At 69.1% G+C, this 23,813-nt stretch carries 6 protein-coding genes; all 6 read left to right on the forward strand.

Translation table 11 applies throughout. The features are described 5' to 3' along the window. Position 1 precedes the first annotated feature (1 nt). The 6 genes from IO36_RS14925 (at position 2) to IO36_RS14950 (ending at position 23,798) form a co-directional block, all read left to right on the forward strand. Positions 2 to 1,378, forward strand: coding sequence for an ATP/GTP-binding protein (locus IO36_RS14925; protein ID WP_037620134.1), 1,377 nt, complete (start codon positions 2 to 4; stop codon positions 1,376 to 1,378). Then, positions 1,375 to 3,192 (forward strand): type IV secretory system conjugative DNA transfer family protein, encoded by a 1,818-nt coding sequence (locus tag IO36_RS14930; protein ID WP_037620136.1) that lies wholly within the window; start codon positions 1,375 to 1,377, stop codon positions 3,190 to 3,192. Before IO36_RS14925 ends, IO36_RS14930 begins: the two co-directional genes overlap by 4 nt. Then, positions 3,185 to 3,793 (forward strand): hypothetical protein, encoded by a 609-nt coding sequence (locus tag IO36_RS14935; RefSeq protein ID WP_037620137.1) that lies wholly within the window; start codon positions 3,185 to 3,187, stop codon positions 3,791 to 3,793. Before IO36_RS14930 ends, IO36_RS14935 begins: the two co-directional genes overlap by 8 nt. A 22-nt stretch (positions 3,794 to 3,815) precedes the next feature. Then, positions 3,816 to 4,145 (forward strand): hypothetical protein, encoded by a 330-nt coding sequence (locus IO36_RS14940; RefSeq protein WP_051900493.1) that lies wholly within the window; start codon positions 3,816 to 3,818, stop codon positions 4,143 to 4,145. A 289-nt stretch (positions 4,146 to 4,434) separates the two neighbouring features. After that, positions 4,435 to 4,707 carry a hypothetical protein gene (locus IO36_RS14945; RefSeq protein WP_209441206.1) on the forward strand — a complete coding sequence of 91 codons (273 nt, stop codon included), beginning with the start codon at positions 4,435 to 4,437 and terminating at the stop codon, positions 4,705 to 4,707. A gap of 53 nt (positions 4,708 to 4,760) precedes the next feature. Continuing rightward, positions 4,761 to 23,798, forward strand: a complete 19,038-nt coding sequence (locus IO36_RS14950; RefSeq protein WP_037620140.1) for a UvrD-helicase domain-containing protein — start codon at positions 4,761 to 4,763, stop codon at positions 23,796 to 23,798. Positions 23,799 to 23,813: the final 15 nt, after the last annotated feature.

The raw sequence follows: 23,813 nt of genomic DNA on the forward strand, positions 1-23,813 counted from the left end.
GATGCTGGAGATGCTGCGGCGCCAGACGCAGACCCGGCGACGGGCCGTCCGCTCGACCACCAGCCACGCCTGCGGTCTCTACCCGGCGGTCGGCGCGGCCAGCATGGACCCCCGCGGCGTGATCATCGGCCGGGAGGCCTACAGCGGCAAGGCCTACATCTACGACCCCTTCGTCCTCTATAACCCGCAGGCCCGTGTCCGGCTCGCCAGCGGGCACGCACTGATCCTGGGAAAGAGCGGATACGGCAAGTCCGCGCTGGAGAAGACCTACGTCCTGCGCCAACTGCGCTTCAAAGACCGCAATTTCGCGATCCTGGACGCGCAGGGCGAGGACGGAGCGGGCGAATGGGACGGCATCGCCCGGCAGTTGGGCATCACGCCGATCCGTCTCGTCTACGGCGCCGGGGACGCGGGCGAAGGGGTGCGGATCAACCCGCTCGACGGCCGCATCCCTGCCGAGCACCAGTTCAAGCTGCTCCTGTCCATGATGGAGATCCTCACCGGCACGCTCACCTCGCAGACGAAGTTCGCCCTGGCCGAGGCCCACAAAGCGGCGACCGCCGCCGCCCGCAAGCAGCAGCGCGTGGCGATCCTCTCCGATGTCCTGGACGCGCTCACCGCACCGCAGTCGGCCCTCCTCGGGCAACAGCCAGTCACCCCCGAGGAGTTGACGGAGTGGGGCCAGCCGGCAGCCCTGGCCCTGGACTCGCTGTGCAACCCCAGCCGGGACCTGGCGGGCATGTTCGACGGACCGACGACCGAAGGGATCGACCTCGACGCCCGGTTGATCATCTTCGATCTGACGAAGCTGCCGCGCGAGGGCGAGGCCATGCCGCTGCTGATGGCGGTCATCGGACCCTGGCTGAGGTTCGGATGGATCAAGCCGGACGACCGGATCAAAAGGACTCTGATCGTCGAGGAGGCCTGGCACATCCTCTCCCACCGGCCGGTCGCGCGGCTCTTCGAGGAACTGGTCCGCTACGGCCGACGCCTGGGACTGTCCTTCTGGGCGGTACTGCACCACCTCGGGGATCTGCTGCTGGAACAGGCCCCGGAAGCGGCGGCCATCCTGAAATTGACGGCAACCCGGGTCCTCTACCACATGGACCGGGACGAGGCCGAGACCACCGCCGACTACCTGGGACTTCCCGACTGGGCGCGCAAGGCGCTGGCGGACGGGTCCAACGTGTGTGCGCCCGGACGGGCCATCTGGCAGGTGGGCTCGCGGGTCAACCTCGTGGAGCATATCCGGACAAAGTTGGAGATTCGTCTTACGGACACCAACCGCCGGATGTCCGAGGGCCCGCGCGAGTCCGCAGACCCCCACGGCCATGCCTCGGCTCCGATTATCCCCCTTCGTAAGGGGGCTGCGGCATGATGCCGAAAGCGGCCACCCCGAAGACCGCGGCACGCCTGCGCCTCGGGCGCGACACCGTGTGGATCATCCCGCTGATCGCGGCGTTCGCGCTCACTGCACTGCTGTGGCTGACCGCGCTGGTGTCCGGAGCCCTGGCTCACGGACGGCCCGCGTCCATCACCTGGGACTCGGCGGGCAAGGCGGTCACCGCGGTCTTCCGGCATCCCGGTGACCCCGCCGCGGCCTGGCCGCGGGACGCGGGTGTGGCCGGTCCCTTCGTGTTCTGGCCCACCTTCCTCGTGCTGCTCGCCGCAGCCGTGTGGGGCACGTGGAAGACGTACTGGTGGTGGAAGCACCGGGGTGCCGACGGCGCCGACGGGATGGCCACCCGGGCCCAGCTGGAGAAGGCCATGGGCGAACCGCAGGCCCTGTCCCGCGCAGGGTCCCTGCGTCCCACGCTCGCCGAACAGAACCCCAAGACCATCACCATCCGCGACGTCGCCGTCTACATCGGAAGCGCCGACCCCACGGACATCCCTCTGTGGATCACGATCGAGGAATCGATGATCCTGGTCGCCCCGCCGCGCGAGGGAAAGACCTCCCAGATCATCCTCCCGGAAATCCTCGAATTCCGCGGAACGGTCCTCGCCACCAGCAGCAAGACCGACGTCCTCTACAACACGGCACTTCTGCGGCAAGAACACGGTCCCGTCTGGGTTCTGGACCCGACTGGACTGTCCGGCTGGCCGAATCAGCTGCGCTGGCCCTTGACCGCAGGATGCGAGGAGTACCAGGTCGCGCGAAAACGGGCCGAGACCCTCGCGGCAACCACCAAAAGCGAAGAAGGGACAAAGAATGGCGGTTATTTCGCGCTCAACGCGAAAACCCTTATTACCTGCTGGCTGCATGCCGCAGCCCTGCACAAGCGTCCGGTTCTCGACGTGCTGGCATGGGCGACGGACCCGGACAACCGCGAGGCGGTCGACCTGCTGGCGGCCAAGGGCAAGCACCTCCTCGCCGCCGCGCTGGCCGGTCAGCACGCGGCGGCCGAGGAGGAACGTTCCGCCACCTGGAGGACTGCGGAGCAGAGTTTCATCGCGCTCTACGACGAGAAGGTCGCTGAGATCTTCGCCCCCCAGGGGGACGTGGAGGTCTTCGACATCGAGACCTACCTCCGGCAGTCCGGAACCCTGTTCCTGATCGGCGAGGACGAAGAAGGAAGCGCCTTGGCGCCGCTGAACGCAGCCTTCGCCAAAGCGATGTTCGACACCGCCAAGAGGGTTGCCGCCCGCAGCCCCAACGGCCGTCTCCCGATTCCGCTCGGCTGTTTCCTGGACGAGCTGGCCAACGTCGCGCCATTGCCGGAAATACCGAGTCTGATGAGCGTCAGCGGCTCGCAGAACATTTTCATCATGGCCGTGCTCCAGGGCTATGCCCAGGCCGAGGAGCGCTGGGGCGCCCTGGGCGTCCGGAAAATGTTCGCCAGCGGCACCGTGAAGGTTTTCCTGGGCGGTATCTCGGATCCCGAGGAACTGAAGTCCTACAGCTCTCTCGCCGGTGAATTCGACGAGGACGTGGAGACCGTCTCCGACGACGGGGACCGGGTCTCGGTATCCACGTCGGTCCGCCGCCGGGCGGTCGTCGAGCCGGCCACGATCCGGATGATCCCGGAACGCGGCGGGATGGTGTTCCACCGCCGCACCCCCGCCACCCTCGTGACGTTCGTCCGGGCCCACGAGGGGACGCGGGCGGCCGAGATCAAAGACGCCACGCGCCGGGCGCACGAGATGGTCGAGGACCGCGTCCGCCTGGAGAAGGCGGGCGGCCATGGCTAGCGGCTTCGATGACATCTTCGCCGAACTCACCAACATCAACGCAGAGCAGGTACTCCTCAGCGAGCGCGTCAAGTTGCTGGAGGAGCAACTGTCGGTCACCGGCACGTCCGGCAGCGGGGACACGGACGGCGAGCGGGAGCGCCCGGCCGGCGAGCCGGTGCGGTGGCAGGAACTCGACGCCGAGCAACACGCCGTGCTCTGGCCGCAGTTCGTGTCCTGGGTGATCTGGGCGGCCGACCGTTACGAGATGACCACCGATCAATTGCCGCGCCAGTGCTGGTGGAAACACGGCGCGGTCGTCGAGGAACTCACCGCCCTGTGGACCTCCCACGAGTCGGCGTACGCGAGCGGGGAGGACGGCGGCTCGGCGCCCTACCTGTGGCAGGACGCCCTGGCCCGTGCCCTGGAGCGCATGGGCCGGTTCTGGCTCGGCTCCTGCCGCAACGGCCAGCACAAGGCCCGGCACCGCGATGCCGTCTGGAGCGGCGATGCCGACTACCTGGCCCTCCTCCTGGCCGCCGGAGACCGCGAGACCGACGGCAATCCACCCGGGCCGAGCCACGCGAAGCCGTCGGAAGACGACGAGGACAGCGACGGATGACGACACCACACAGGAGCCCGCGATGATCATGAACAGGTACGGGCGCGCCGCCTTCACCCACTGGCGAGAGCATCTGCCACACCGGTACGGGACGCTGCCGGATCCCCTGGCCTACTTCACCCAGCTCGGGATCGCGGCCGAGCGGCAGGCCGGGGAACTACGCGACGCGATGGTCCTCGCCGGAACGCCCGCCGACGGCGAGACCGAAGAACGGCGGTCCCACCGGATCGCCTCCGTCGGAGACGAAGCCGACCGGATCGTCCTCCACGAGTTGACACGCCCACCCGCCGCCGCGTTCCCGGACGGCACCATGCCCGTCCGCGTCATCGCCGTGCCGTCGTCCCCCTCCTAGCCACCGGCCCGCCAGCCGCACGCACCCCGCGTCTCTGGGCCCCCATCCACGCATCTGCCTTTCGCACCCTGGGAGCAGGCGTTGAGTACACCGCAGCCGCCCGCCGACGACCGTCCGACCAACAACGCCGACGGCTTCCTGCCCGGCCTGGACTTCGACGCCCAGGCGCATCGGGGGTCGGGCCGGGCTGCAGCACGCCCGGATGATCCGTTGGCGGGAGAGGATGAGACGGGGCACCCGGCCCCGTCCACCAGGTCCAACAGTGCCGAGCAGGCAGGAGAGTTCGACGATGAACCGGTACGGCGAGCAGGCGATGACGCACTGGAAGGAGCACAAGCCCCAGGCGTTCGGAGGGCTGGAGAACCCGGAGGAGTTCTTCACAGCACTCGGGGAGGAGATCTCGACGGAGATCGAGACGCGAGCCCGGGAACTGGCGGGTCAGGAGCCGAACGGGGAGGGATACCTGCAGCGCCTGCAGCGGCTGAACACCTCCCGTTTGACGGCGGAGGGCGAAGTGCTGCGGGAGAGGCTGCTCCTGGACGTGGAGCCGGACCAGGAGTAGCCCAGCCCGGGCCGCGTACGGAGCGAGAGCGGGTCGCGGCGAACATCGCGGCCGTGCACGTCGTTCTCCGCCTGCGGGCGGAGAACCGGCCGACCACCGATGCCGAGCGGCAGGTGCTCCAGCAGTGGACGGGCTGGGGCGCCACTCCGTACCTGTTTGACGAGCGGAAGAAGTTCTCCGCCACGTTCGCGGCCGAACGCGCCCATCTGCGGGACATCCTGTCGGAAGACGAGTACGCCAAGGCCCGCTCCTCGACCCTGAACGCCCACTACACCGATCCTGCCTACGCCCGCGTCGTCTGGCAGGCCTTGCGGCGATTCGGCGTGCCGGCCGGAGCACAACTGCGGGTGTTGGAGCCCGGCGTGGGCGCCGGACGCTTCCTCGCCGATGCCCCCGCCGATGCCGAGATCGTCGGCGTCGAGGTCGACCCCATCACCGCCGCCGTCGCCCGCGCTCTTTATCCGAACGCGCAGATCCTCACCGAGTCCTTCGCCGACACGCGCCCACCCGAAGAGGACTTCGACGTCGTCGTCGGCAATGTCCCGTTCGGCAAGTACAAGGTCACCGACCGGAAGTACAACCCTGGCCGGCGCCACTCGATCCACAACCACTTCATCCTCAAGAGCCTGGAGTTCACCCGGCCCGGCGGCATCGTCGTCCTGATCACCAGCCGCTACACCCTCGACGGCACCGACCAGACCCACAAGGAGGCCCGGGAGCGGATGGCCGCCCTCGGTGACCTCCTCGGCGCGGTCCGCCTGCCCAGCGGCGCCCACCAGGAGGCCGCCGGCACGCCGGTCGTGACCGACATGCTCGTCTTCCGGCGCCGCGCCGAGTCAGAGCCCGCCGCCGATGCCGACTGGCTGGCCATCGAGCCGACCGTCCTGCCCGGCTCCCGGCCGGGCGTGGCACCGCAGCCCATCGAGATCAACAACTACTTCGTGCAGCACCCGGAGATGGTGCTCGGCACACCCAAGGCCGACATCGCGCGGCACGGTCCCGATCTCGTCGTGCAAGCAGACCAGCAGGTGGACACCGCCCTCGCCGCCGCCTTGGACCAGGTGGCTCAGCGTGCCCAGGAGACGGGCCGCACTTTCACCGAGCGGATGGTCTTCCACGGGGCGCTGGAAAAGTACGACGGGCTGCTGGAACTCGGGCCCGAGGGCACCTTCACCGAGATCCGCAACGGCCGGCCCGTCCCGCACGTACCTGCAAAGACGCAGGCCAGGGAACTGCGCGAGCTGATCGGCCTGCGCGATATCGCCGTAGCCCTGCTGGACGAGGAGTCCGAGCACCACCTCATCACCCCGCGCATGACGCAGCTGCGGGCCGAACTCAACCGCCGCTACGACGCGTACGTGGCACGGTTCGGCCCGATCAACCGCTTCAAGGTCAACAACCCTCCTTCCGGCGAAGCCGCACAGGACGACAACGCGGCCGAGCGCCGGACCTACCCGCGCATGGGCGGGTTCCGCAACGACCCCTTCGCCCCGTACGTCTTCGCGCTGGAGAAGTTCGACGAGGACCACCAGAGCGCGACGAAGGCCGACCTGTTCGCCAAGCGGGTCGTTGCCCCGCCCGAGCCGCTGACCCGGGCGGACAGCCCGGAAGACGCGGCACTGATCTGCTGGGACCAGCACAACGAGATCCGCCTCGACGTCGTGGCCGCCCTGCTTGGCCTGGACAGCGAGCAGGCGGCACGTGAGGCGCTGGGCACCCTCGTCTACGACGATCCGGCCGGCGGTCTGGTGCGCCGCATGGAGTACCTCTCGGGCAACGTCCGCCGCAAGCTCGCCGCGGCCGAGAACGCCGCGACCAAGGACTCCGCGTTCGCCGTCAACGTCGAGGCCCTGCGCGAGGTGATCCCCCGCGACCTGCAACCCGCAGAGATCCAGAGCCGGCTCGGCGCCGCCTGGGTCGGCGCCAAGTACGTGCAGCAGTTCCTGCGCGAGATCCTGGAAGACGACGACATCAAGGTCAGCAACCTCGGCGCCCGCTGGAGCGTCAAAGGCGGAGACACCGCAAGCCTGCTGGCCCGCACCGTCTGGGGGACCCAGGCCCGCTCCGCCCAAGCCCTTGCCAGCAACCTGCTCAACAACCAGGAAATTCTGGTCACCAGGAAAATACCGCCCGACGGGCAGGTGGTGACAGACCGGCAGGCGACGGCGTTCGCCCTGGCGAAGTCCAAGCAGCTGGACGACCGCTTCCGGATGTGGCTGTGGGAAGACCCCGACCGGGCCGAGACCCTGCTGCGGTACTACAACGACCGCTACAACGCCATCGTCCCCCCGACCTACAACGGCGTGCAGATCACGGCCCCAGGACTGTCCAAGGCCTACACCCTGCACCCCCACCAGAAGGCCGCGGTCGCCCGGATCCGCGCCTCCAAGCACGGTGTCGGGCTCTACCACGGCACCGGTGCAGGCAAGACCCTCGAAATGATCGTCGGCGGGATGGAACTGACCCGCCTCGGCCTCGCCAAGAAGCCGGTCTACGCCGTGCCCAAGGGGGTGTTGGGCCAGTTCCAGCGCGAGTTCCTCCAGGCCTACCCGCGGGCCCGGATCCTGGTGGCCGACTCCTCCGACCTCACCGGAGAACGCCGGCACAAGTTCGTCGCCCGCTGGTCAACCGGCAACTGGGACGCGGTCATCATCAGCCACACTGCGTTTAAGAAGATCCCGATGTCCAAAGCGGCCCGCCTGGACTACATCAACCGGGAGGTCAAGCGCCTGGAGGCGCACCTCGACAACGCCGATGGCGACGACAAGTACACCGTCAAGGACATCGAGAACCAGATCGCCACGCTGAAGGGGCGGATCGAGGACGAACTCAAGACGCCAGGCGACTCGGGCGTGGAGTTCGAGCGGACCGGCTCGACGTACATCTTCTACGACGAAGCGCACACCCTGAAGAACCTCCGGGTGATCTCCTCCATCCGCGAACTCGCCCTCGAAGGCAACCAGATCACCGCGGACATGGACATGAAGCTGTCCTACCTGCGCAAGAACTATGGCGGGCGGGTGACGACCCATGCCACCGCCACGCCGGTGGACAACTCCCCGATGGAGATCCTGACCGCCATCAAATACCTCGCCCCTGACCTGCTACGCGACGAATGGGGCATCGAGGAGGACGACCAGTTCGTCTCCACCTACATTCAGCCCGTCAACCGGGTCGAGATGAGCCCGGACGGCAACTCCTTCTCCACTCGCGCCCGTTACGCCCGCTACGTCAACCAGACCGAACTCAAACGCGTCTTGTTCACGGTCGCTGACGTCAAACTCAAGCGCGATCTCCAGCTCGGGGAACCCGCCATCATCGGCGGCGAGATGCGGATCCTGGAGGCCGAAGCCTCTCCGGAACTGCGCCAGCACATGCAGTCGCTGGGCAAGCGGATGATGGGCATCCGCCTCGGCAGCCCGGACCTGAAGTACAACCGCAAGGGCAAGCTGGTCGAGGACAACACCCTGTGGATTTCCACGGACGGGCGCCTGGCCTCGCTCGACGTACGGCTGGTCAACAAGAGCACCGACGAAGCCCAGAAGGTCGACGTCGCCGCTGACGAGCTGTTCCGTCTCTGGCAGCTGCACAAGGACGACGTCTACTACGACGACGACGGCAACGAAGAGTCCAACCGCGGCAGCCTGCAACTCGCCTTCTGCGACCTCGGCGTGCCCGGCCCGGACAAGGAGTTCGTGTTCTACGAGGCGCTACGCGAGGCACTGACCGCTCGCGGCATGCCGGGCAGCCTCATCCGCTTCGACCAAGAGGCGAAAAACCCGCAGCAGAAGGCCCGGCTCGACAAGGACGCCCGCGAGGGGCGCATCGCCGTGCTGGTCGGCAGCCGCTCCGGCCTGGGGACCGGCCGCAACCTGCAAAAACGCGTCATCCACGTGATGCAGATCGACCCCACCTGGAAGGCCACACCGATCATCCAGAGCCTGGGGCGAGGCAAACGCCAGGGCAACCAGAACACGGCAATCCACCACACCGCGATCATCACCAAGAAGTCCTACGACCCGTTCCTGTGGCAGAAGGTCGCCACCAAGCAGCAATTCGCCGAGGCCATCCTCGACATCAACGACACCAGCCGCATCCTGGAAGCCGCCGAGGACGGCGACGACGGACGCATCCCCGCCGGCGTGATGTTCGCCGTCGCTGCGGACAAGCCAGAGCTGGAAGAGCTGGAGCGCGTCGAAGGCATGCTCGCCAAACTGCGCCTCGACCAGCAGATGTGGCACGACGAGCAATTCGCCTACGAAGTCACTGGCGAGCAGGGGCGACGGCGTGTCCAGGACCTCACGGCTCACATGCAGGAGGCCCGGGCCGCCATGGAGCGGCGCACCGCCACCCGGGGCGACGCCTTCACGATGACGGTCGAGGGCCGCGCCTACGACGAGCGCCGGGAGGCCGGCGAGGCGCTGGCCCAGCGACTTGAACGGCTGGTCCGCTCCTCGGTCAACACCGGCGGCCGACCACAGGACGCCGCCGTCGGGGAACTCGGCGGCATCCCGGTCCACGCTCTCGTAGAGCGCAGCTTCGAGGGCCTGATCGTGGGGGTGTCCTTCCAGGACGCTCCCGTCGACACCGTCTGGCTGTCGGCGAGCGGCCTGGCCAAACAAGACCGCGTCGGCCTCATCCGGAAGCTGGAAAACGCCCTGGACGGCTTGGAGACCGTTCACGCCAAGGCAGAGCAGCACATCGCGCGGATCGAGGCGAACATCGCGCGGGCCAAGGAGCTGGTAGGCAAGGCCTTCCCGCAGCAAGCCGAACTCGACAAGATCGAGGCCCAGCACCGCAAGCTGACCAAAGCCCTCGGCGTGCAGGGAGCCGCGGAGGCGAGCGAGCCGGAAGTCCACGACGCGGGGGTCACCGAACCCGGCGCCGAGTTGGTCGACGCAGCGGTCCACGACGCCATGGTCATGGCGGGCGGCTCTACCGACGGCTGGGTGGAGGTCGATCCGGGGACTCTCAAGCCCGACGACCTGAGCGATACCACCCGCGGATTCCTGGACGCGTTGGCCGACGGCACGCGTGCCCGGGCCATGCCCGATGCCGCGCCCGCCGGCTCGGATGCCGGTACGACGGAACACGCTGCGGCCGGGGCGGGCGGAGGGCCTGGCCATGTTGCCTCGGCCCCGTGGCCGTATCCGGATGAGGCTGCCGCCGTTGCGGGTGAAGACGCCGTCTTGGCGGACTTCGCCGCCTGGCAGAACTTGGACGTCGTCGAGGGGATGTCCGGCCAGAGCCAGGAACTGGCCGGACAGATGGAGCAGTCAGGGCTTGCGCTGGCCGAGGCAATACGCCATGCGCGTGACTCCGCCGACGAGACCCCTGTACCTGGCGGCGATCCGTGGGCCCTGGATCTCTTCCATGGTCTTGCTCGCGCCTGCGAGGACTTCCTGGCCCACCTGGACTCCCCACGCTTCAGGCCCAACGCGACCGGTCGCGCGATGAGGGACCTCACCGAGCAGGTGGCCCGCTCCGCCCGCGAGCACATCACTTACGTTGCTCCGCTGGAAGGCCGACGGCGCTCTGTACGGCCGACCACAGCACCAGCGAATCCTTCCTTCTCAGCTCAACCGGCGCCCGGCGCCGCTTCGCCCAACGCGGGCCGACCGTTCGATCCGGACCGCTGGTATCAGCACACCATGCTCGGCGGGACCCTCAGTGACTCGCGCGGCACGTTCCTCAACGACATGGTTCAACAGCTCGGCCATGACGGGTCGGACGTCGCGATCGAACCGGACGCCACAGGCGCGGTCGTGATCACCGGGCCCATCGGGTCGGTGAAGGTCACACCGCTCACCGAGGAATTCCCTGCCAGCGTAGCCCAGGCGTACGAGGCAGCCATCGACCAGCTCCTTCAGGACGCCCAGCGTGCTCTGCGCACCAGCGGCAGCCAGGCCGGTGACCTGTTCGATGCCTGGTTGACCGACCAACTCGAAAGCCGAGCTAGGTCGTTGAAGGCCGCCCTGGCAGGCGATGGTGACGAAACCGCCTTTCGGCAGGCGATGCGGGTGGGCTTCTATGAGATCGCGCCATGGGCTCATCCGGACACGGCCGACCGTCCCCAGCCGGGCCGAGCACCGCAGGAAACCGCGGCCGCAGCCGAACTGGTTGATGCCCCACCGCCGTCCCGAGCCCGCGCAGCCCAAGAGGCATCAGATGAGCTGGCCTCCGCGTCCGCAGCCGAGCCGGCCGCGAACCCGCCGACCGTAGGAGACGGTCTTCACGACAGCGCGCCTACGGCGGACAGCGCCCGGACCGTACAGGAAACCTCCGACTCCGCAGCCGAACCGGAGCCTGTCCCGGCGACGACACCACACGCGACCGCCCAGCGACCCGGGCACGTACCGGACACTCCCTATACCGACCGGAGCGAGTACTGGGCGGTGGAACAAGCGGCGCTGGCCGACTACCTCGTATGGGCGGCGGACCATGCTCGGCGTCTGCGCAGCCTGGACCCTGGTGACCTGGCGGATGCACTGAGGGTCGCCGCCGAAGCCGCGATAGGTGCCAGCCGGACGGCCCGGATCGCCCGCCTGCTCGGCCTGGAGTCCGTACCTGAGTGGTCGCACCTCCAGCACTTCGCCAACCAATGCCGTGCCGTGATCGAACAGTGGGAGCGGGAAGACGGAAGGAGCACCGAGGGCAACTGGGAGATCTACACGGGCCTGCGCGACCACGCATCCCGGTACCGCAGCACCGTCGAGGACCGCAGCAGCGACGCCTACCAGCAGTGGGTCCGCTCCCCGGAGCCTCTCACGCTCGACGAAGACGCCGTGGAATTCATCCCCGGCATCCTCCCGTGGGACCAGTACACCGTCGCCGGGCCCCGGGGCCTCTCCGCGGGCCCGGTCAGCGGCCGTGACCTCGCGGCCGGCCTGGCGCAACTTGCCGCCGACGGTACGGACCTGGAAGAGACCGAAGACGGACTCGCGGTCTCCGGCCCCGGCGGCGTCCGGTTCTCCGTTCAGCTCGCTACAGGCCAACCGGCCACCCCTGCACCGGCGTCCGCCGCGACGACCACACCAGCACCGCAGCCGGCGACGAGCACCGTCCCCTCGCCGGAGCCGGAGTCGACAACCGATCCGCGGACCGAGACTCCCGTGGCCGCAGCCTTCGCCCCGCTGGCCGGTGCGGGGGGCGAGGGCCTCGGCTCGGCGCTGCCCCAGGTGGCGAATCTGGCGATCGTCCTCGAAGGCTACGCGCACGCTGCGGAACTGGTCGGTGGACGGCACTACGTTGCTATGGCCGCCGAGCAGCTCCGGGACGTCCTCGCGCAACACGAGGGCGACCACCCGGGCCCGAAACCGGCACGCCACGCGGCGGTCGCGGCGGTCGCGGCGATCACCGGGAGTGAACCGAGCACGCCCGCCGACGTGTTCAGCCTGTACGACCGCCTCGCCGAAACCGCTGTACAGCTCGCTGACGACCCCCGTCACGACGTGAGGGCGGCTGCTCAGAAGGCCGCCCAGTACACGGAGCGCCACCTAGCGCGCATGCAGGCACGACGAAGCGACCTCGCCGACCTGCTCCTGGACGCATCCGACCTCGACGACGACCACACCGCCGTCCTCGACCACATCGACCCCCTCCGGCTGACAGCTCCCTGGTACCAGGACAGCGCCGAAATCGCCCGTGCTCTGTCTGACATCTTCGACAGCTTCCCGAAGTGGCCGCACGCCTACGACGACCACGGCGGGCCGTACTCGGACCAGCTGCGCGGAACCATGCTCATGCTGCGCCGGCCGCACGACACGGTCGCCTCAGCCCTGACTGACTGGATGGAGGTCACCTCCTACGCCCTCGGTGCCGCGCAGGAGGCCGAGGACGGAGTCAGCCGGTACGCGCTGCGCGACCTGGCGCGCAAGGCCTTCCAGCACCACCAGCGCCTGGCGGCCCACGAGCTGGGCATGGAGGAGACTCCGTACGAGGCGGCCGACGACTTCGTCGGAGGCGCCAACAAGGCGGAATCCGCGTGGAACAGGTGGATGGCGACCGATACCGCCAAGGCGCTGCTCGACAGCACGCCTGAAGGGTCGGCCGCCCGCGAGGCCCTCGACGCTGCCCGGGACACCCGGTATGCCGCCGATTTCGTCACGCTCGCCGCCGAGACCCTGGACGAGGTCAACCGGCACGTGACGGCGATGGCGCACGCAGCGTACGACCTGGTGCTGAGCCTGCGCTCCAGCGACTACCGGCACCCCGACGACGCCAAGCGGCTGGGCGACCTCGTCCGCTATTCCTACGAACACGCGGTCGCCTGCCGGGCCTCCACCGAGCGCCCGGAGACCGTCGCGGCCGTGCAGGCAGGCGTTGCCCAGCGCCGTCGGCGGCTCGACGCCGAACATGTCCCCGCCCCCGAGCCGCAACAGACCCCTCCGCTCACCGACACCGCCCTGGAGATCGAGCACCACTACCGGGGCACCGTGGTCCGCGGCACCACCAGCGAGGACTCCGACGCGCCCGTGCGTGCTGCTCTGGACCGCCACAAGTTCCGGTGGAGCCGCAACCAGGGATTCTGGTACCTGCGGCGCAATATGAGCCGGCCCACGCGGGACCTCCACGTACGGAATCTCACCGACGAGCTGACCCGCATGGGACGCCGGTTCCGCATGGTCGAGGAGCCCGAGCAGGACACGGCTCCCGAGATCGTCATCCCCGTTGGCCAGCCGTACACGTCGAAGGAGGATGCCCAGCACGACTTCTGGGAGATGTACGGCGCGCTGTCAGGGCTGAAAGACACCCCTGCGGGCCGACGTCTGATCGGACGGGGCCTCACCGACCAAGGAGTGCAGACCCGACCGGACGGCCAGGCGGTCTGGCTGGCCATGGAGGAGCTGTGCGACGGGCCAGTGGGGCGCGTGAGTGATCCGTTCACGCATCCGGCCGGCACTGTGGTCGAGCGCTGCACGAAGCTCGCCCGCGCCGTCCTGGTCCTCGCCCAGAATCTGGAGGAGGAGCGCTACCGGGCCCCCGTGGTGATGGGCCATTTCCGCACGATGAAGCAGTACGCCGTGCAGCTGGCCTCGCGCATCACCGCGACCGCCCAGCAGGGAGAGGACTGGCAGCAGATCTTCGGGACTCCCGCGCTCCCGGCAGCACAGACCGAGGGCGAACGCTCGGAACCGGTCGGACAGGAGCCCGCCCCCACACCGGACAGCCCCCGTCATTCCGACGTGCGCGAGGACGAGCAGGCCTCCGTGCCGACCGGCCAGACGGCTGGGTACGAGCCGACAGCGGTGCAGCAGCGGCGCATCGAGATCACCGTGGCGGCCAGGAGCGCCGCGGGACACCTGCTGGTCAACGTCTCCATCCCCGCCGAGCGCACCGGCGCCGCCCAAGAGGTTCCCGACCTGCGCGGCGCCGACATACCAGGCCTGACGCTGCCCGCGCATGCCGCGCTGCCCCTCCTGAAACGACCGGCGAAACTCTCCGACTCACTCGTGTCCGACGAGGAGGTCGACGCCTGGCTCAGCGAGCACCTGCCCGACAGCCCGGTAGCACCGGCCTGGAACGCTCCCACCGTACGCACGGTGATCCAGCGGACGGTCCGCGATCTGCTGCGCGACTCCATGGCCCCCGACCCCGAGGACGTCGCGGCCTGGCTGGTGAACACGGCGAGCGAGAACCCCGCTCTGGTCCAGGCCGCGCACGCCAACGAACAGGCCGACTTCCTCGCTGTCTTCGCGACCGCCGCCGACGAACTGATCACGGATGGCGGCTCGGAACACCTGCTGTGGACCTACCTCAAGGAGGACGGACGCCGCCAGGTCCTCGATCTGGCAGGCCCGCGCGCACACCGGCAGCTGCGTGTACAAGCCGCAGCCCCCGTCCCGCAGGAGCCAGGCCCGCTCGTCCCCGATGAGCAGCCGGCGGCTTCCCCCGCTGACGGCGCGAGCGAACGCGAGCGGAAGCGAGCCGAGTTCCAGGCCGAGAGCGCCCGTTGGTCCGCCGCGATGCGCGACGACGCCCAGGAACGGGCTGTGCGAGCGGCCGTCGCCGATGACCATCTGCGGGCGCTGCTTGTGGACGGGCGGCCCCGCGAGGAAGCCCGTCAGTTGTTCATGGCCTGGCTCGGCGCCGCCGATCTGTCGGCAACGGGCGCAGGAGGTGACAGGTTCCGGGACTGGTTCCGCCACGACCGCCAGGGAGTGGAGGAGCACTACGCGGAAGGCGCCTTCGAGCAGGTGTACGCAGCCGTGGCCGCAGCGCCGACCGATCAGCCCGCCGAAGCAGGCGTGGCCCGCCAAGCTGGCGCGGCGACGGCCGAATCGGCGACACCATCTGCCGCGAGCAAGAGTCAACAGAACACTGCTCCGCGCGACAGTAGCGCCGCCGAACCCTCGGCACAGGCCGTCAGTGAGGCCTCGACCGGTACACCCACCGGGTCCTCCCTGACCGAAGAACACCTGCACTCACTGCCCCTCGGTCCCGAGCACCGCCCCGGTGAGGACGTCCGTCTCGCCGTCCTGGCGACACTGCCCTTCCGGGACGGGCAGGTTCGCGACGTGCTCCTGCTGCTGCAACAAGTGGAGGACGACGGCGACGATCTCCTCGTGTACGGGGCGCAGATCGTGCCGGCAAACGATCACGTCGTCAGCAGCGTGGATGGCCGCTGGGTCCCTGAAGACCTGCTGTCCTTGCCTGGCTCCCGCGTACTGCCGCTCGCCCGCCCGATCCCCTGGGCAGAAGCCGAAGCCCTGGCCGCGATGCCGTACAACGAGGCAGTGCGCCGCCTTCCCATGACCGGCGCAGACGAAGGCAACAGGCACACGCCGGAGGCGCTCGCACCGACCGAGAGCCCCGCCTCTGAAGAGCAGGCAGCCCCGGCCGACGAACAGACCGCTGCGGTGGTGGCCGCCGACCCGGAACAGACAACCTCTCCTGCCTCCCAGCAGGTCGCTCCGGCCGCGCCCGAACTCAGCGACGCTCAGCAGCTGTTGAGTAGCGCCGCCGAGCCACTCACCCAGGAGCACCTTCGTACGCTGCCCCGCTACGACGAACGCCCCCCGAACGACGCGGAGATCCAGTTCGCGGTCGTGGCCACCCTCACGTTCCCCAACGGCGTGATCCCCGACGCCGTGATCCTGCTTCAGGCCGCTGAGGAAGACAGGCGGTACGGCGACTTGCTGCACGGTGTCCTGATCGCCCCGGAGAGCAAACTCGCACTCGCCTCCAAGACGGGGTACACGGTGTTCCCCCGTGACCTGTTTCACCGGACCAACGCCCGGCTGCTGCCACTTCAGGGCGACCTGACCTGGAAGCAGGTGGAGGAACTCGTCCAGCTCCCCTATGCGCAGGCCCTGGGACGGCTGGCCCTCCCCGCCCCCAACACCCCCTCCACAGGCGCAGCCGCTGGGGATACCCAGCAGCACCCCGACCAGCCCGAGCCAGGGGCTGCGGCTCTGCAAGAGCTGATCGGCGCCCTCGGCGACCGCGTCGCCATCGGTCACGTCGGCCCCAGCAGCCCCGCACAAGGAGGGAATGCCGCACCGGCTCCGGCGCCGGAACCTACGCCGATGTCCCCGGCTGACGAGCAACAGGAGGAGAGCGTGACGGCGACCGAGCCGGAGACGGCGGCCGAAGGACCCTGGACGAGCCGAATCAAGATCGTCAGCGACAGGACCGGTACCTACGTCACGGGCACGACAGGCGCCCCCACGGAAGACGGCCTTCGCGAGCTGTTGAAGCGGGATCGGAACTTCAAGTACGAGAAGGGCCGTTGGCGCTACAACGGCATGCGCGGGCAGAAAGAACAGGTCCTGGAGGAAGTCCGGGCCTTCCTCGCGGCCCGGGACGCCCAAGAGGGCGCGGTCGCGGCCGTGGCCAGCGGGAAGTACCCGCCAACCGCTCAGCAGCAGGCGATCATCGATGCGGCCGTCGAGGGCAAGCACGTTGCCGTGCAGGCGCTCGCGGGCACCGGGAAGACCTCAACGTTGGTGATGATCGCTGCGCAGATGCTGGAGCGGCGCATCGGCTACATCGCCTTCAACCGGTCCATCGCTGACGAAGCGAGCCAGAGGTTCGGTCGCAACGTCACCGCCCGGACCAGCCACTCCTTCGCTCTGCAGGATCTGCGCAACACCCCCTACCGACACAAGGTGTCCATCGCCGGCTCGCGCAACAGCGGTGCCCGGCGTCCCAAAGACGTCGCGGCTGCGCTGGGCATCACTGCTGAGATACGGGTTGGCGACCGCGACGGCAACCTCCAGCACGTCGGGCCCGAGGAGATCGCCAAGATCGTCATGGGGGCGCTCCGCCGCTATCGGCAGAGCGCTGATGCCGAACTCGGGCGCCAGCACCTCGGGGAGAAGTGGGCGCACGTCCCCGCCGCGCGCACGCTGCTGGAGTACGCCCGCCGGGCCTGGGCGGACATCGCGGATCCGAACAGCAACAAGATCTTCTTCGACCACGACGACTATCTCAAGATCTGGGCCCTGTCAGACCCGCGCCTGAACTTCGACACGATCTTCTTCGACGAGGCCCAGGACATCAATCCCGTGCTGAAGAAGGTGATCCAGGACCAGGACGCCCAGATCATCGTCGTCGGCGACAGCAATCAGGCGATCTACGAATTCCGCGGTGCCGTCGATGCGCTGCAGGACTGGCCGGCCGACGTGGTCCTGCCCTTGACACAGAGTTGGCGGTTCGGCCCCGCTGTCGCCGAGGTGGGCAACGCATACCTCGCTCTCCTCGAATCCGACCTCCGGCTGGAAGGCGCACCCACACTCGACACTGTCCTGGGAACCGTCGAAGAGCCCGATGCGATTTTGACCCACACCAACGTCGGCGCCATCTCCGCCGTCTTCGCCGGGTTCGAGGCAGGCAAGCGCGTGGCACTCGTCGGCGGCGGCAGGGACATCGAAGACATCGCCCGGGCCGCCCGAGATCTCCAGCAGGGCCGCCGCACCAAGCACCCCGAACTGTCGGCCTTCGAGAACTGGAACGAGGTCCAGGAGTACGCCGAATCCGACGAGGACGCGACCACCCTGCAGACGTTCGTACGGCTCGTCGACCGCTACACACCCCAGGGCCTGATCAACATGATCCGCGACCTGGTCCCGGAGGAAGCACGCGACGAGGAAACCCGCCCCGAACTGGTCGTCTCCACCGCCCACAAGTCCAAGGGCCGCGAATGGGACCAGGTCCAGATCTGGAGCGACTTCCCCCAGCCCAAGGAAGACACCAAGACCGGCGAACTCATCCTGCCCGCACAGGACAAGCTGCGCCTGGCCTACGTGACGGTGACCCGGGCCAGGAAACGCCTCGACATCGGCTCCCTCGGCTGGATCCACTCCATCGGCACTCTCGCGGACACCCTCCCCACCGAGATCACTGCCACCCCGGCACCCGAGCAGGCCGCCCCCGCCCCCGTCGCTGACGAGACCGCCGTCCCCGAACCGCCCCTGCCTCCAACGTCCCCAGAGGCCACGGAGAACCTGACGCCCGACTCCGTCCCCGAAGAGCAGCCCGAGCGCGCGATCAGCGAGGCGGCAGACACCGAGCCCGCCGCGTCGGTCCGCCAGGCCACTGCCGCCTCCGCGGAGTCTGCCGACCCTGAGCCGACCGACGACACCGAAACCACGACGGAGGCAACCGCCCAGACCGCCCAGATGGATCCCGGTGCCCAGGGGCAGCCCGAGCAGACCGCCCCTACCTTGCAGGACCCGGGCGAACCACTCAACGGCGCCGACCAGCCATCCATGTTCGCCGGCCAGGCGGACGACCCGCCCGCTGACGAGCAGACAACCGCCCCTGCCGCACAGGATGCCGAACCGGGCGTCGCGCCCTTGCCCTGGGACGACCAAAAGATCAAAAAGCGCGGTACGGCAGGAATCCGCCGTGGACAGAAGAACGAGATCCCCAACCTCGCCCGCGAACTGCGCGAGGCTCTCGGCGACAACCAGGTCCGCGACATCTGGGAACAGGACAACCCCTGGGCCCAGTTCGAGGAGAACCTCCGGCACACCCAGCACGAACTCCCGCAGCCCGACTCCGCACTGAGCACCCTGGTGACCCAGGCCGCGCAACAACTGCGCGCCCAGATCGACCAGCTCGCCACTGAGGCCTTCAACGACTTCGAGACCCTGATCCAGGCCCGCGCTGACGACCCGGACCAGCTGACCGAACTCGACACCCAGCTCGCTGAAGCGCATCGCCTGCCGGAACTCACCGACCCGCTGGTTCGCCAGGCCCTGATCCTCTGCCTGGAGGCCGTGGACGACATCGAGCGCGCAGCGCGCAGCCGCAATGTCAGGGCCGCCGCCGCACGGGACGCGCTGGAGCAGGTCATGGGGCTCGCTGGCACCTCGTACAGCCCCGACGGGCAGCAGGTGTGGCCGAACGTCGACGCGGCTCTGGCCCCGGTCAAGGTACAGGTGGACCGGGCCCGCGAACGCATCGCCGAGTTGCTCAACTCGGCGGTCACCGAACAGTACGCCCGCCTCCGCGGCCTCATCGCCGCCCACGGAGAGCAGCCGGCTGCGGAGCTCCAGGCCGAGGACGACAAGGCGCCCGTCCCCGAGGCCGCCGAGAACACCGGCGAGCCTCCGGCCCCCGCCGAGCAGGAGGAGCGCACCCCCGAGCCCTTGGATAACCGGGACATCGCCGAGGCGCTGGGCAAGATCAGCCCGTGGGACTTCGGCAAACTGATCTTCGAAATGGACCAGAAAAGGAGGGCGACCCCGCAACTGTACGAGAGCTGGATTCGCCTGCCGTCGGAGCCTGGTTACAACGAGGCAGGCAACGAATTTGCCAGTGCCTACTCCCGAAGCGGCTCCATCGAGATCGAGGTCAAGACCTCTGACGACGCCGTGGCGACGATCCGCGCCGGTCGGCTGACCCTGGCCAAGGCCATTGTGTGGCTCCGTCCGGCTCTGCCGCCGGAACGGCGTCAGCTGGTGGCGGCAGCATGGCGGACCGGGAACGCCATGTCCCGCAGTGAGCTGGGCTTCGAGGTCATCGGTGAGTCGGGCAGCTGGAAGGCAGCCGACAAGGAACTGTGGCGCATCCTCGTCGACACCAAGGCGAAAATGATCAAGGAGGCCTTGGAAGCTCACCTCACGGGTACCGCGGACGAACGAATCGCACGGAACCGGGCCGCCGAGAACTGGGAACAGGGGCAGATGCTGCCGATCGACTTCGGCGGCATGGAGGACTCCTTTGCCGAGATCGCCACGTTGGAGCGGGTGACCGCGCTCAGGACAGTACTGCCCGACCGGTTCAAAGGCGCCTGCCGCCTCAGTGAGCTCACACCGGGTGACTGCATCACCGGCGTGTCCGAGGAACGGCTGCCGTTCATCGTGCGAGAGCGTCCCGTCGTCAGCGCAGACACCGAAGTGTTCGTCGTCGGGGACCTCGTCGTCGGGCCGGATGACTTGCGTCCGTACACATGGGAATCCGGCGGCTACCCCGACGACCATGTCGAGCCTCTTCTCCTTCCGCAGTCGCTGGCCGGGCTCGTCGACCTCCCGGCAGACGCACCACGCCCCCTCGCGCCCGCGCCCGCAGCCTCAGCGACAGCGCGCGACACGCTCACGGCGGCGGAGCCCGTGCCGGAGGAGCCCCCCGTTGCTGGACCACCAACCACCGAGCCGGATTCCGCCACCGCGCCTGAAGCGGCTCCACGCGCCGACGGGCACCAGCCCGATGTGCCTGTGGCGGCCGAGGCCGCCGGCCCGGCACCCGGCGCCAACACCGTGCCCCAGCACCTGCCGTACGAGAACCAGGGCGACTTCCTCGACGATCTGTATGCCACGGAACGCACCTACGACGCCTGGGCCAACTCGGCCACGGGCCGGCTGCTGTTGTCCGAAGCCCGGGAACTGCAGGAAGAAACCGGGGTCACGGATGCCAACGAAGCGGCTCGTATCCAGACGGCCTTCCTCGGCGCGATCCTCTCGGCCGACACCACCCACTCCTGGGCTGACGATCTGCTCAGCGCCTGCCGAGACCTGCACGCGACCGTCGCCGAAGCCGGGCGCTCGCTGGCAACACGTACGGCGTTCGCGTCCGAGGAAGATCGACACCTGCTCCTCGCGGTGTACACGCAGGCACAGGAACAGCTGGCCCGTCTGGAAGCCACCCCGGACGTGCAGGCGCTGCTCGACAGCGAACACGACGGGGCCAGGCTGCTCTCCCGCTTCAAGGAGACGCGTCTGGCCGAACATCGCGGCGCTCCCACGGGCCCCGAAACCGCTTCGGCGGCAGCGCAAGATTCCGGTCAGGAACCGCCGAGCGCGCAGTCCGCACCGCTTCGGGAGGCCGACGCCTCCATCGCAACCGCGGGACCGGAACCGGCTTCGGCCGATCCGGCCGAGCCGGAGTTGACCGCCGTGGTGGCCGAGCTGCCGACGGCGCAGGAGGAGAGCACCCCGGAATCCGGACTGGCTACTGAGCCGCAGGAGGCGCAGACGTCTTCACCGGCCGAAACGGGCGCCGACGGCGGCTTCGACTTCTTCCGGGACGTCATCGGCGATGACCTGGTCGTCAACGGCGTCGTCTACAGCAGTGACGAGTGGGAGCCGGACCCCGAGGAGGGCGTCCGTCGCCGCACCGACGAAGAAGACGAGCCGGTGTCCGCCGAGGAACTGGCAGCGATGGAAGTGGACCAGGAGTACGAGGCCCTGATCGAGGAGGAACGCATGGCTGCGGCCGAAGCAGTCACGGGAGAACCTGAAGTTCCGGGGCAAGACGACTTCGACCGGCACTTCGAGGACATAGTCGCCCTCTTGCGCGGCGCAGAACCCCCGGCCGAGGCGCAAGCCCCCATTCCTCGGCCCCGATTCAGCACCGAGGACGAACAGCGGCTGCGGGAACAGTACGCCGCCACACGGCAGGCGCTGTCCGGGATCCTCACCAGCATCGACGCAGACCCGATCCTGCCAGCGGCCGAGGATCCGGCGGTCGAGGCCGGTGACGCCGCCGCCCTCGAAGCGGCGATGGGCAACGCCGAGGCCGAGGCAGGCTACTACTGGGGCACCCCTGAATGGACGATGATCCGCTCGATCGGCCAGGCAGGACAGCAACTCCGCGGAACCGTCCGAGAGGCGTTGCTGACCTACGCGGAGACGACGCTGAGCGACATCCGCGCGCACGGCGTCAACCGGACCATCGAAGCCCGCACGGCGCGGGCCATCTCCCACGGGGCGATGCACCTGGCGCGGCGCCTGGAGCGGTCGGGCCAGCGTGACTCGCGTGGCTGGCGGGCGGTATGGGGTCTTCACCGGGCCGCCGCGACCCGCGCGGACCGGTTGACCGGGCTGCTGCCCGCTGGCCAGCGCATCGACCTGGCCGACCAACTGGGCCGCGCCTGGCACTGGTTCACCGAGCGGCTCGCTGTCCGGCGCCAAGGCACGGGGAACAGCACGGGCCGGGACGAACAGGGCCGCATGCGCGTGATGCTGTCGAACAGCGTCGGGTCGATCGATCGCCTCTACGGTGCGGTCTCGGAGCGGCTCGGGGACCTGGCGCAGCATCCGGTGTGGCGCCGGATCGCATCCGTCTGGTCCGCGGCGCGCGAAGCCGTCAACAACGGCTGGCTCGGAGTAGGCCGCTTCATGGCAGACCGCACCACCCTAGGCACCGGCCGGGCGTTGTGGGTCCGGACACTGGAGATCATCTCGTCCGGTGCCCAAGCGTTGATCAACCGGCTGTCCGCGAACGGCGGCCGGAACGGCCTGCGGTGGAACCTGCTGCGTGTCCTGCGCCACGCTGCCGAAGATCACATCGCCCACATCCACGGTCACCTGCCCGAGGACGTGAGCACCCCGCTCGGCAGCTACGAATCCGCAGTTGACGAGGCGGCCGAGCAGATGCCCGTCGCGGGCGAGGAGACCGCATCGCAAGCGCCTGCGCCGGGGGGACTTTCCGCAGAAGAGAGCGAGGCCGCGCCAGCCGGCGCGACTCTGGCGGGGGATGCAGAGCGGTTCCGTGCGGTCGTGCTGCAGGTGGCGGCGAAGCAGTACACCCTGGCTCTGGACCTGAGCTACGACTACGGCGTCTCGGCGGCCGAGGCCGACACGCTGCTGGCCCGTATGGAAGAACTCGGCGTCGTCGGGCCTCAAGGCGACGGCGGCGTCCGGGAGGTCTTGGTCACGCCCGGCGAAGCGGAGAGCCTCCTGGACGCGAGCCCGGCGTCCGACCGTCCCGCGCCGCGATGGCAGCCGGTCAACCAACCGTTGACCCCTGCCTGGTTCGACGAGGTGAGGACTGCCATTCGAAGCGACGTCCAGCCCGATCGCGGGCTGTCCCGACGGGACTTGATGAGCCTGCTCAACCACGAGAACACACGGCCGGGCAACCGGGCGGACGCCGGTCGGCGCGCGAACGAGTGCGTGGACCTCTTCCTTCAGGGACGGGGCGCAGAGGTCCCGCAGCACCTGGCGGGCGAGGGCTTCGCCTACGTACGGGGCACATTCCACAGGGACTGGGCTCTCCACGAGGACGCGTCCCCCACGGCCTCGCCGACGGCTGCGAGCGGACAAGCGGAGGCGGCGGGAGAGCAGGAAGCTGCCGCCGGGCCGGGACTGCCGCGTCGGCGTCGGCCGACGCCGACGGACGGTCCGTCGAGGATCGAGCAGGCGGCTGCGGGACCGCGGCGGCAGCCCGCCCCGACGGCCGGGCAGAACCCGGCGGTCACTGCGGACGCCTTCGCGGTTCAGGCTCAACGGATACAGGACCGCGCCGACTTCGCACGGGCTGCCGCGACCAGCCCGGCCGAGGAACGAGCAGCCGGAGTCCTGCAGACCATCGCCGCGCACTCCCGGGCCACCGCTGACCGCATCGCCGGAGCGGCACCCGCCGGGGGGCCGTCGGTTTCTCCGCAGCCCGCGCTGACCGCGGAGGCTTTCCTCGCAGCGCTCAGGACCACAGCCCAGGCGCGGGGGGCACAGATCCCCGACGATCTGCTGGCAAGCGCCATGGAAGCGGCCCAGGAGGCGGTCGCCGCGGCGCCGCAGAGTTCCGCAGGCTCCGCAGCAGCAGCGCCCCGCCCGACGCGCCGGGGACAGGCGGAACGAGAGCAGGCCGAGCACCGGGTTCCCGGGCAGCACAACGCCCCGAGCGGCGTCGGCCGCAGGTAGGGCAAGACGATGCTC

It is taken from the genome of Streptomyces aureus, assembly GCF_000725495.1.
Lineage (GTDB): Bacteria > Actinomycetota > Actinomycetes > Streptomycetales > Streptomycetaceae > Streptomyces > Streptomyces aureus_B.

Excerpts from the sequence above, each read along its gene's own strand:
- IO36_RS14925 (WP_037620134.1), top strand. The coding sequence starts at position 2 with ATGCTGGAGATGCTGCGGCGCCAGACGCAGACCCGGCGACGGGCCGTC.
- IO36_RS14930 (WP_037620136.1), top strand. The coding sequence starts at position 1,375 with ATGATGCCGAAAGCGGCCACCCCGAAGACCGCGGCACGCCTGCGCCTC.
- IO36_RS14935 (WP_037620137.1), top strand. The coding sequence starts at position 3,185 with ATGGCTAGCGGCTTCGATGACATCTTCGCCGAACTCACCAACATCAAC.
- IO36_RS14940 (WP_051900493.1), top strand. The coding sequence starts at position 3,816 with ATGATCATGAACAGGTACGGGCGCGCCGCCTTCACCCACTGGCGAGAG.
- IO36_RS14945 (WP_209441206.1), top strand. The coding sequence starts at position 4,435 with ATGAACCGGTACGGCGAGCAGGCGATGACGCACTGGAAGGAGCACAAG.